We start from the raw sequence: 12229 nt of genomic DNA on the forward strand, positions 1-12229 counted from the left end.
GAACCTTCACGTCGGGCCTCGTCGACCCGTGCCTCGGGGTGACTCAGCTCCGCCGCGCCTTGCGCGCCCGGAAGAACTGCTCCTGCTTGCGCATGCGCTCGGCCCGCTCGTCGTTCGAGGGCTCGGCCTGCTTCTCGGCCCCCCCGTCCAGGAACTCGGCCAGCGCGCGGATGGTCGGGAAGCGGTACAGCTCCGTCATCGGCATCTTCCGCCCCAGCCGCCGCTGCAACGACATGTGGATCTGCGTCAGGTGCAGCGAGCTGCCCCCCACGTCGAAGAAGTTGTCGTCGATGCCGAAGTGGGCGCCGCGCAGCGCGTGCCCCCACAGCTCGTGCAGCGCGCGCTCCAGCTCACTGCGCGGCGCGACGGGAGGCATCGCGCCGCGGGAGGCCGCGGGCACCGGCGCCGCCAGCGCCTTCTTGTCGATTTTCCCGTTCGGCGTGAGCGGGAACGCGTCCAGGAAGACGAAGTGCCCCGGCACCATGAAGCGCGGCAGGCGCTGCTCCAGGAACGCCCGCAGCTCGCGCGGCTCCACCTTCTCCGAGCACACCAGCCAGGCCACCAGCTCCATGTCCCGCGAGGGCCCGGGCCGCGCCAGCACCAGCGTCTCGCGCGTGGCCGGGTGCTTCGACAGCGCCACCTCGATTTCGCCCAGCTCGATGCGATAGCCGTTGAGCTTCACCTGGTCATCGCGCCGCCCCAGATAGTCCAGGTTCCCATCCGCGCGCCACTGCGCGACGTCGCCCGTGCGGTACATGCGCCGACCGGGCATGAACGGGTCGGGAACGAAGCGCTCGGCCGTCAGGTCCGGCCGGTCCAGGTACCCGCGCGCCAGGCCATCGCCCGACAGGCACAGCTCGCCGGGCACGCCCCGGGGCACCAGCCGCAGGTCCTTGTCGAGGATGTACACGCGGGTGTTCGCCAGCGGCTTGCCGATGAGCACCTTCGGGTCGTCCCCCGGGAAGCGGTAGCAGGTGCTGTACGTCGTGTCCTCGCTGGGGCCGTACAGGTTGCGCACCTGGATGGGCAGGCCCTCCAGCTGGGACATCACGCTCTGCGGGATGGGCTCGCCCGCCATGTTCAGCACGGTGACGTTGCCCAGGTCCGCGCCCGCCGCCAGCAGCTCCTTCACCACGGAGGGCACCGTGTTGACGAGGATGCGCGGCTCGCTGTCCAGGTACTCGGCGATCTGCAGGCTGTTGCGCAGGAGCCGGACTCGGCGCCCCACCGACAGCGTGTAGAACATCTCGAAGATGGACAGGTCGAAGCAGTACGACGTGCCGAAGAAGGTGACGTCGAAGTCCGTCGCGCGGAACTCCGTCTGGCACCAGCGCAGGAAGGACACCGCGCTGTGGTGCTCGATGAGCGTCCCCTTGGGTCGACCCGTGGAGCCGGACGTGTAGATGACGTAGGCCAGGTCCTCGCAGCCAGGGCGGTGCGCCACGTCCTCGTCCGAGTCCCCCCGCGCGGTGGTGATGTCCACGCAGCCCGCGGGCGACCCCTGGCGCGCCGTCTCCATGAGCTGCGGCTCGGTGAGCAGCACGCCGCTGCTGCTGTCCTGCAGCAGGTAGCGCACGCGCTCGGCCGGGTACGCCGGGTCGATGGGCACGTAGGCCGCGCCGGACTTGAGGATGCCGAGCGTGCCGATGAGGAGCCACTCGGTGCGGTCTACCATCAACCCCACCAGCACGTCCGGGCCGGCCCCATGGTGCGCGCGCAGGTAGTGCGCCAGGCGGTTGGCCCGCGCGTTCAGCTCGCGGTACGTCAGGTGCGTGTCTCCCACGGACAGCGCCACGGCGTCCGGCGTGCGGCGCACCTGGGCCTCCACCAGGTCCACCATGGACGGCCCGTCCACCCAGTCCATCGGCTGGGGGTTGAGGCCGAGCAGCAGCTCCTCGCGCTCGGACGCGGACACCACCTCCAGCGCGTCACACGGGGCCGAGGGGCGCTCCACCGCGTCCGCCAGCAGGCACTCGAAGCGCTCCAGCAGCCGGCGCGCGGTCCGGGCCAGGAAGAGGTCCGCGTTGTAGTGCAGCGCCAGCACCAGCCGCTCGCCCAGCTTCAGGCACTCCATGCCCACGTCGAACTGGGCCTCCTGCTGCGGCAGCACGTACGGCGACAGCGTCAGCCCGTTCACCTGGAAGGTGCGGCCCTCGTCCACGGACAGGCCGAGCATCGCCAGAGGGTCGCGGTCGCTGACCGGCAGGTAGTTGAACATCACCTGGAAGACCGGCGGGCGCGACGCGTCCCTCGGTCCCCCCAGCTTCGCCACCAGCTGAGGGAAGGGGTACGCCTGGTGCTCGAGCGCCTCCAGCACCCGCTTCTGCAGCTCGCGCGCGAAGGCGCCGAAGCCCAGCCCCTCGTCCACCGAGGAGCGCACCACCACGGGGTTGACGGCGTAGCCGACGACCTCCTGCAGCGCCGCGTCCTCCGCGGACATGAGCGTGTTGGTGGGCGTCCCCACCAGCACGTCGCGCTGACCGGTGTGCCGCGAGAGCAGCACGTGGAAGCACGAGAGCAGGAAGGTGTACAGCGTCACGCCCTGCTCACGCGCCCGGGCCTCCGCGCGGCGCACCAGCCCCCGGTCCAGCTCGTGGATGACGGTGTCGCCGTGGCAGCCCTGCTCCGCGGGCCGGGGCTTGTCCGTGGGCAGCTCCAGCGCGGGAGGCGCCCCCGCCAGGCGCTCCTTCCAGTAGCGCTCCAGCACCTCGCCGCGAGGACCGCCGAGCAACGACTGCTCCCACTCCACGAACTGGCGGTACTGCGCGCGAGGCGCCGGCAGGCTCGCCGTGCCCTGGGTGACGAGCTGGCCGTAGAGCTCGAGCAGCTCCCGCTGGAGCACCTGCAGCGCCCGCGCGTCGTTGGAGACGTGGTGCTGGGTGAAGACCACCAGGTGCTCGCCGCCGTCCACGCGGGTGACGCTCAGCCGGGCCACCGGCCCCGTCGTCAGGTCGAAGGGCTTGCGCACCTCCTCGATGAGACGGCGGCGCACCTCCGTCGGGGACACGCCACGCGAGTCATTCAGGGTGAAGGGGAGCGTGCCCTTCTCCTGGACGCGCTGGAGCAGCCGCCCGTCGTCGCTGACACCGTAGGTGGTGCGCAGCACCTCGTGCCGCTCCACCAGCCCCTCGGCCGCGCGGCGCAGGGCATCCACGTCCAGCGGGCCGTGCACGCGGAACGAGAACAGCGTGTGGTACGCGTGGTTGTCCGGGTCGGACTGGTGCAGGTGGAACAGCGCGGACTGGCCGTAGGAGAGGGCGAAGGGCTCTTGCACCGCCGCCACCCGCGGGGCCGCGTCCTGTCGCGCCAAGAGGCGCTTCAAGAGCTGCTTCTTCTCCTCCAGGGACATCGATTCGGTGTCTCGAGACATGACTCGGCTCTCCTCGCCGACGGCGAGCAATGGATTCGGGAGGCTGTGGACGCTCAGGACGCGAGGCGCTCGCGAAGCAGCGAGGCGAGTCTCGCGACGTGAGGCTCCAGACTCATGGTGAGGTGATTGCCTTCCACCTCGTGGATTTCGATGCCGCCTCGGGCCTTCCCAATCCAGCCGTACTCCGGATGGCGGGGGATGAGGTGGTCCCGGACACGGGCCCGGAAATAGAGGATGCGAGTGTCGACCGGCTCGGCCGCGTAGCGCAGCAGGGCCTCGTTGTGCGCGCGCCACAGGCGCAGGAAGCTGCCGCCGTTCTCCGCGTTCATCCGGACGAAGGCGTCGGACATCTCCGGCGAGAGCTTCTTCACGTAGTCGAGGACGAAGTCGTCCGTCACCGGCTCCGAGTGGCGCACCGTGCCGCCGTCATCCGAGGGCGTGTCGAGCATCGCCAGCAGGTCCACGCGCTGGCCCAGCGCCGTCAGCCTCCGGGCCATGTCGAAGGCCACGGTGCCGCCCATGGAGGAGCCGCAGAACAGGTAGGGCCCCTCGGGCTGCAGGCCGCGCACCAGCGCCAGGTAGTGCAGCGCCATGTCCTCGATGCAGGTGTCGGGCGGAACCTCGCCCTCCACGCCGCGCGCCTGGATGCCGAACACCGGCTGCTCCTTGTCCAGGTGACGCACCAGCGGCAGGAAGCCGAACACCGAGCCGCCCGCGGGGTGGATGCAGAACAGCGGCGTGCGTCCAGGCACGCCTCGCTGCAAGCGCACCACGCCGGCGGGCAGCGCGGGCTCGCTCGGCGCCGCGGGAGCCGAGGCCGACGAGGGCCGGGTGGCGGACACCTGCGCGCCAATCTGCGCGGCGGAGGAGTGCTCCAACAGCGCGTTGAGCGACAGCTGCACGTCGAGCCGCTCTCGCAGCCGCGCGCTCAACTGCACCATCAGGAGCGAGTTGAGGCCCAGGTCGTAGAAGTTGTCGTGGATGCCCACGGCCTCCACGCCCAGGAGCTCCGCCAGCGCCTCGCACACCTGCGTCTCCACCTCGTCGCGCGGCGCCGCGTAGGCCGTGCGCTGCGCGGGACGCGGAGCCTTCGCGCCCTGCTTCCGGGAGACGGGGCTCTCGGCGCGCTGGGAGGCGCGGGACTTCAGGGGCTCGCGGGACACGTAGAGGTGCGCCCCCTCGAAGCCCGCGATGATTCGCGAGAGGGCCTCGACGCCCTCCTGGTTGGTCAGCGCGCCGGGCAGCGTGAGGCGCTCGGGTGCGGCGACGCTCCTCGCGGCTTCGACCGTCGGCGCGGAGAACGTCTGGTGCATGTCATCGAGCCGCTTGAGGGTGAAGCCCTCCACGTCCACGACCACGGAGCCCTGCTCGTCCAGCAGGGTGATGTCGAACACACGCAGCGACGCCGCGTCCTCGGTGTCCTGCCGCCACCGCGTGTGCACGCGCACGCGCGCTGGGACGGGCCCGTGAACGCTCAGTCGGCGGTAGGTCAGCGGCAGGAAGAGCCCCTGGGCCGCGGCGCCCGCCGTGCCCTTCTCGCGCAGCTCCAAGAGGCGCGAGTACCCCGTCACCACGTCGAGGAGCGCGGGGTGGAAGTGGTAGACGCCCAGCTCCTCCCGGTACGCCTCCGACAGCGAGAAGGTCGCCAGCAGCTCCCGCCCGCCGAAGAACAGCCGCGAGTCCACCGTCGTCCAGCGAGGGCCGAAGAAGATGTGGTGCTCGCCGGCGTCCCCCATCAGCGACTGCGCGGACTCCAGGGCATCGGTGCACCGGGACTCCACCGGCACCAGCGGGTGGACCCGAGCGGCGCCCTGCGTCCAACGCGCGGTGCCCAGCGTGTGCTCCTGCCACACCTCCTCCAGCGAGGAGGCGGGGCGACTCTGGACGCGGAAGCGAAGGCGCTCGCCCGAAGGACTCAGCACCAGCCGCACCTCGCGGCGCTCCCCCGGCATCACCGTGAGCGGCGTCACGAAGACGACGTCGCTCAACTCCACCGCCGTGCCGGGGCGCTCCGCGGTGAGCGCGGAGACGACCATCTCCAGGTAGCCCGTGCCGGGCATCAACGGCTGACCCAGCACCCGGTGCTCATCGAGCACCCACTGCAGCTCGGGCGCCATCACCTGCGTGTAGAGGATGTCCTCGCCCTCCACGCGGCGCATGCCCAGCAGCGGATGTCCCGGCAGGAGCCCCCGCGTCGAGCGAGCCCCCGAGCCACGCAGCGCCGCCACGGCCATGCCCGCCTCGCCCCACGTGTCCCAGCCGATGGACACGGCGCGCAGCCCCGTGGAGCGCAGCAGGTGGGCGTAGCCATCCAGGAAGGCATTCGCGGCCGCGTAGGCCACCTGCCCCGGCTCGCCGCGCAGGCTCGTCACGGAGGAGCACAGGACGAAGGTGTCCGGAGGGTCCGCCGCCAACAGCCGCCCCAGGTGCAGCGCACCGAGCACCTTCGGCCGGAAGACGGCCTCCACCTGCTCACGCGTCTGGAGCTGGAGCGCGCCCCCTCCCGGCACACCCGCCGCGTGGAGGACCCCCTCGATGCGACCGAAGCACTCCCGGGCTCTCGCCAGCGCGGAGGCGAGCTGGGCCTCGTCGCCCACGTCCACCGCCAGGGGCAGCACCTCGGCCCCCAGTCGCTCCAGCTCCGCGAGCTTCTCCATCCGCTCGCGCTCTTCGCCCTGGAGCGCGCCCATATCAGCGCGAGGCACCGTGCGCCCCAGCAGCACCAGCCGCGCCTGCCGCGTGCGCGCCAGGTGCTCCGCGAAGACGAGCCCCATGCCGCCGAGCCCGCCGGTGATGAGCCACGTGCGCCCGGGCAGCGGCGACTCCGCCCCCGAGACGTCCTTCGCCGGCAACGTCACCGGCGAGACGCGCGGAGCCCAGCGCTGCGCCCCGCGCAGGGACACCACGCCCGCGGACTCCTCGGCGCGCAGCTCGTCCACCAACGCCCGCGCCAGCGCCTCCGAGGGCGTCACGGCCACATCCACCAGCCGGCACGTCAGCCCGGGCACCTCCAGCGAGATGCCCCGGCACGCGCCCAGCAGCGTCGCCTTCTCCGGCCGCTCGCGCTCGCCCTCCAGGACCGCATGGACGCCATCGGCAACGGCCACCAGCGCCACGGGCCGCCCGCCGCCGCGCTCACCGAGCGCCTGTGCCAGCCACAACAGGCTGAAGAGCCCCCGCTCCTGCGCGTGCGCCAGCGTCGAGGGCGTGAGGGAGGCCTCCGAGGGCCCCGTCACGCTCCAGGCATGCACCACGCGGTCCGGGAGCCGGCCCGTCGCCGCCAGCGCCTCCACCAGCCGCTGGTGGTCCTCACGGCTGCCAGGGCGCAGGCGATACAACCCGTCCTCCCGCCGCTCGAACGCGTCCCCCGACTCCACGCGCGTGACGAAGGCCGCCCCGAGGTCCAGCTTCGAGAGCGTCTCCCGCGCGAGCTCCGAGTCATCCAGGAACAGGAGCCACCGCTCCCCCTCGACGCGGGGACGCGGCGACGAGCGCGGCAGCTGGGCCCACGTGGTGACGTGGAACAGGCCCTCGTGCGCATCGCGCGCGGCGGCGACCGGCCCCTCCGAAGGAGCCTCCACCCAGTGGCGCTGACGCTCGAAGGGATACGTCGGCAGATGGACGCGGCGACGAGGCTGCTCGCGCCACAGGGCCGCGAGCTCCAGCGCGCCACCGGCCTCCCACAGTCGCCCCAACGTCTCCAGCAGCACCCGGCCGTCATGGGCCGCGGCCTTCGGGTGGCGCATCGTCGACAGGATGGTCGCCGTGGCGCCCTTCTCGGGGAGCATCCGCGCCAGCGCGCCGAGCCCGTTGCCCGGCCCCACCTCCAACAACACACGCTCCTCGCGAAGCAGCGTGCCCACGCCCCGGGCGAACTCCACCGCCTCGCGCATGTGGCGCACCCAGTAGTCAGGCGACGTGGCCTCGGCGGGGGTGATGAAGCGCCCGGTGAGGTTGGAGACGAACGGGATGCGCGGCGCGGACAGCGTCACCTGCTCCACCACCCGACGGAACGCCGCCAGCGCGTCATCCACCATGTACGAGTGGAACGCGTGCGAGGTGCGCAGCGCGCGCGCCTGGACGCCGCGGCCCGACAGCGTCGCCGCCAGCGCGTCCACCGCCTCGGGGTGACCCGCCACCACGCAGGAGGCCGGGCCGTTCACCGCGGCCAGCGACAGCCGCTCGTTCAACAGGCCCCGCACCTCTTCGCGAGGCAGCGGCACCGAGAGCATCTTCCCCGGCGGCAGCGCCTGCATCAGCTTGCCGCGCAGGGCGATGAGCCGCAGCCCGTCCTCCAGCGGGAAGACGCCCGCCAGGCACGCGGCCACCCACTCCCCCACGCTGTGGCCGAGCATCGCCGAGGGCTCCACCCCTCGGGACATGAGCAGCCGCGCCAGCGCGTACTCGACGACGAAGAGCGAGGGCTGCGTCAGCTCCGTGCGCGCCAGTCGCTCCGTCGCCGCGTCACCCGCCTCCGCGTGGAGCACCTCGCGCAGGTCCAACCCCAGGTGCGGCCGGAGCAGCGCCGCGCACCGGTCCACCGTGTCGCGGTACTCCGGCTCCGTCTCGTACAGCCCGCGCCCCATGGACGCGTACTGAGAGCCCTGCCCCGGAAACAGGAACGCCACCGGCGTCTGCCGCGCCGCCACCGGCTCCACCGGCAGCCTCGCCTCCAGCGCCCCGGCCGCCTGGGCCGAGTCCGCCGCGACCAGCGAGGCGCGGAACGGCAGGAGCTTGCGGCCCACCGCCAGCGTGAAGGCCACGTCCCCCAGGTCCACCGAGGGCTCCCGACGCAGGTGCTCGGCCAGCCGCAGCCGCGCGCGCTCCAGCGCCTCCGGCGTGCGCGCGGACAGCACCAGGAGCTGTTCGCCCTGGCTCGCCGGCGTGGACGCCTGGGACGGAGCCTCCTCCAGCACCACGTGGGCGTTGGTGCCGCCGATGCCGAACGCGCTCACCCCGGCGCGCCGGGGCGCCCCCAGCTCGGGCCACGGCGTGGGCTCGGTGACGACGCGGAAGTTGCCCGACTCCAGGTCCAGATGCGGGTTGGGCTTCTCGAAGTGCAGCGACGGAGGGATGGCGCCATGGCGCAGCGAGAGCGCCACCTTCATCAACCCGGCGACCCCCGCCGCCGCGTCGGTGTGACCCAGGTTCGACTTCACCGAGCCCAGCAGGAACGGCGTGTCGCGCGGCCCCTCCGAGGCGAAGGCCCGCGTCAGCGCGGCGACCTCGATGGGGTCCCCCATGGGCGTCGCGGTGCCGTGCGCCTCCACGTACGCCACGCTCGCGGGGTCCACGTCCGCCAGCGTGTACGCGGTGCGAATCACCTCCGCCTGCGAGTCCACGCTCGGCGCGGTGTAGCCCACCTTCGACGCGCCATCGTTGTTGACGGCGCTGCCCTTGATGACCGCGTAGATGGCGTCGCCATCCCGCACGGCGTCCTCCAACCGCTTGAGCACCACCGCGCCCACGCCGTGACTGAAGACGGTGCCGCCCGCCCGCGCGTCGAACGTCCGCGTGGAGCCGTCCTTCGACAGGATGAAGTTCGGGTTGTGAAGGTAGCCCGTGCGCAACGGCAGCGTGACGGCCGCGCCGCCCGCGAGCGCCATGTCCGACTCGAAGCTCAGGAGGCTCTGACAGGCCAGGTGCACGGCCACCAGCGACGTGGAGCACGCCGTCTGCACCGTGAGGCTCGGGCCGCGCAGGTTCAACTTGTAGGAGACCCGCGTGGACAGGAAGTCCTTGTCGTTGGAGATGAAGGCCGCGAAGAACTCCTCGAGTGGCACCGGCACACCCGGACGCGCCAGGTGCGTATAGAGGTAGCTGTTGAGCCCCACCCCACCGAAGACGCCCACCGGCATCCCCGTCAGACGGGTCGGGTCATAGCCCGCGTCCTCGAACGCGGCCCACGCGCTCTCCAGGAACACCCGCTGCTGCGGGTCCAGGAGCTGCGCCTCCCTCGGACTGAAGTCGAAGAAGCCCGCGTCGAAGCAGTCCGCGTCCGCGATGACACCCTTGGCGCGCACGTAGGCCGGATTGCGCAACACCTCCGCCGGCACTCCCGCCGCCAACAACTCCTCATCACGAAACCGCGAGATGGATTCGACTCCACCGATGAGATTTTCCCACAGTTGAAGAGCGCTCTCTGCCCCCGGAAAGCGCCCCGCCATGCCAATCAAGGCAATGCCTTGCAACTCCTGGCCCCCTGTATCCATCGACTTCAGCCCCTGATGAAGCGCGTGTTCCCCAAAACACACAGTAGCATGTCCTATTCAGATGCAAACCACGCTTTCGCATCTTCCAGTGACAGCGGATTGAGCAAATATTCCGAAGGAATCAGGGAGTCCTCGTTACGGAAAATTAACGCGTGAATTCCGCGCCACCCTGAACGCACGAGGGCCCATTTCTTCCTCAGTCCCCCTGCGATTTCCCTCGGGCATCCGGCCGCCGCCACCGAGGGCGACACCATGCAACGACCCTCTGACAAACCCACGTGGAGATGACGTCACAGGTGGGTCCGGCGAGCCGCTCCGGAGGACTCGAACCGAGCCATTCTGGCGCAACTCCAGCGCTGTAGCCTCGCAAGCTACAACTTCCTCTCGACCTCCGATTGGATGTGATTGCCCATGAGCTGCATTTGGCGGAGAGGCAACAAGGTAGGGCCCAAAACCACGTCTGCTCCTGACCTGGAGTCATGACTCAAGCCGAGCGATGCCGCGCTCGAGGCCTGGACATGAAGACGGGCCCCCCGGGTAGGGAGCCCCGCATGGCTTGCGAGGACGCCGAGGGCGCCTGGCCCCGGTGTCCCGCACGTCGCGTCGACTCAGCCGTGCTGCTCGAGCTCCCGGGCCAGCGCCTCGAGCAGCTCGCGGGTGCCTTCCTTGCGGTCCGCCGAGCCGTCCTTGCCGTCCAGGAAGGCGGTGGTCTCCGTGAAGCGCAGGAGCGTCCCGGAGCCCGAGGGCACCAGCTCCATCGAAGCCAGCGAGGACGACAGCGGCGCGCCGCCGACGGTCATCGCGTAGGCGAAGACGAGGCGCTCGTTCTCGACGATGTCCAGGTAGACGTTGTCGTTCGTCATGGGAGGCCCGTCGCCGAAGCGGAAGTGCGTGCGCTCGAAGCCGCCCACCTTGAAGTCCAGCGTGTAGCTGTCGACGACGAAGCCCTCGCCCTCCGCGAACCAGCGGCGCTTCTTCTTCGGGTCCGACAGCGCCTTGAAGACCCGCGCGGCGTCGGCGGGGTACGTGCGCTCGAGGGTGAAGGTCCTGTGGGTGACGGGTGTGCTCATCTCTTCCTCCGGGGTGGGGTGGGGACTGCGTTCTCTTCGGGCTCCTCCAGCAATGCACCCAAGGCATCCAGGCGCTGCGCCCAGCGGGCGCGGTGGCTCTTGAACCAGTCCTCCGCGGAGGCCAGCGTCGAGGGCACCAGCGCCACGGTGCGGACGCGCCCCTCCTTGGTGGTGCGCACCAGCCCGCTCGCCTCCAACAACTGGATGTGCTGGCCGACGGCCGACAGCGACATGGCGAACGGCGCCGCCAGCTCGCTGACCGACACGGACCCCGACGTGAGGCGCTCGACCATCGCGCGCCGTGTCGGGTCCGCCAACGCATGGAAGACCTGGTCCAGGGATGAATGCTGAAGCATTTGCTTCACTATCGACACCGCCGCCCCGATAGTCAAGCAACTGCTTCAGTATCTGATAGCGCGCGTCCACCGGCCCGCCTCGCCCATGGGCGCCCAGGCGGGTTGGAAAAGTCCGCGCGCGGGACGTCCTGCCCCCGGGCCACGGGAGTGCTGATGAACACTGGTTGCGATGAGCGCGCGGCCGCCGCCCGGAGCTTTGCGACACTCCTTCCATGACCGCCGACCGCCCCGACTCCTGGCCCGACGAGGAACGCTGCGCCCGGGTGCTCCATGAGCACCATGGCCTCGAAATCTCGGCGCTCGAGCCGCTCCCTGCGGGCCTGGATTCGGACGCACGGGTGCTGAAGGTCACCACCCGACGGGGCTCGCCCTGGTTCCTCAAGCTGCGGCGGCGGTGGTCGGACGCTCGGCTCCGGCTGGCGTGGCACCTCCACCACCGAGAAGGCGTGCGGGAGGTCTCCGCCCCCATGTCGTCGCTGAGCGGGGAGCTGGCGCCGCGCGCCGAGGACGTGGCCTGGACGCTCTACCCCTTCATCGATGCGCCGAGCGGCCTCGAGCGACCGCCGGCCCCCGAGCACTGGAAGCGTCTGGGCCAGGCCCTGCGACGCATCCACGAGGCGCGCCTGCCTCCGGAGCTGCACGCGGCCCTCCCGGAGCCGGACGCACCGCCGCTCGCGGCCGCGCGGGCCCGGCACGAGGCGCTGCTGAGCGGCGCGCTCACCACCGAGGCCACCCAGTCCCTGGTCGACGCGTGGACCCGACATGCGGGCCGCATCGCGACGGTGCTCCAGCGCGCGGCCGTGCTCGCGGGGAACGCCCGAGGCGCCGGGGAGCAAACCGTGCCGTGCCACGCGGACCTGCACGCGGGGAACCTGCTCGTGGGCGACGACGCGCTCACCGTCGTCGACTGGGACTCCGCGACGCGGGGGCCTCGGGAAGTGGACCTCATGTTCATCGGCGCGGGCGTGGGAGGGATTGGCACCCGCGACGAGGAGGTGGCCGCGTTCAAGACCGGCTACGGGGACGTGGCGGTGGACCCGCGGCGGCTGTGCGCCTGTCGCCACGAGCGCATCGTCGTCGACCTGCTGGAGCTGAGCGACTTGCTGCTCGGCGAAGGCGGTGACGCGTCCGAGCGGGCGCGCTGGCTCGGGGACTTCACCGCGCAGTTCGACGAGGACAACGTCGTCGCCAGGGCCGAGCAGTCCTGGGCGACGCTGTGAA

The 12229-nt window shown here is 71.3% G+C and carries 5 protein-coding genes; 1 reads left to right on the forward strand and 4 read right to left on the reverse strand.

Going from position 1 to position 12229, the window contains the following annotated elements; genetic code table 11:
• Window positions 1-43: 43 nt before the first annotated feature.
• From LXT21_RS40355 to LXT21_RS40370, 4 genes are all read right to left on the reverse strand, one after another.
• Window positions 44-3370 (reverse strand): non-ribosomal peptide synthetase, encoded by a 3327-nt coding sequence (locus tag LXT21_RS40355; RefSeq protein WP_254043580.1) that lies wholly within the window; start codon window positions 3368-3370, stop codon window positions 44-46.
• Between the two features lie 53 nt (window positions 3371-3423).
• Window positions 3424-9582, reverse strand: coding sequence for a type I polyketide synthase (locus LXT21_RS40360; protein WP_256572402.1), 6159 nt, complete (start codon window positions 9580-9582; stop codon window positions 3424-3426).
• Between the two features lie 608 nt (window positions 9583-10190).
• Window positions 10191-10652, reverse strand: coding sequence for an SRPBCC family protein (locus LXT21_RS40365; RefSeq protein ID WP_254043581.1), 462 nt, complete (start codon window positions 10650-10652; stop codon window positions 10191-10193).
• A complete protein-coding gene (locus LXT21_RS40370) occupies window positions 10649-11008 on the reverse strand; it encodes an ArsR/SmtB family transcription factor (RefSeq protein WP_254043582.1) in 360 nt (119 codons plus the stop codon). Before LXT21_RS40370 ends, LXT21_RS40365 begins: the two co-directional genes overlap by 4 nt.
• Window positions 11009-11220: 212 nt before the next feature.
• On the opposite strand from LXT21_RS40370, the gene LXT21_RS40375 reads away from it, so the two are divergent.
• A complete protein-coding gene (locus LXT21_RS40375) occupies window positions 11221-12228 on the forward strand; it encodes a phosphotransferase enzyme family protein (protein WP_254043583.1) in 1008 nt (335 codons plus the stop codon).
• Window position 12229 lies beyond the last annotated feature (1 nt).

The sequence above is a fragment of the Myxococcus guangdongensis genome (genome assembly GCF_024198255.1).
Lineage (GTDB): Bacteria > Myxococcota > Myxococcia > Myxococcales > Myxococcaceae > Myxococcus > Myxococcus guangdongensis.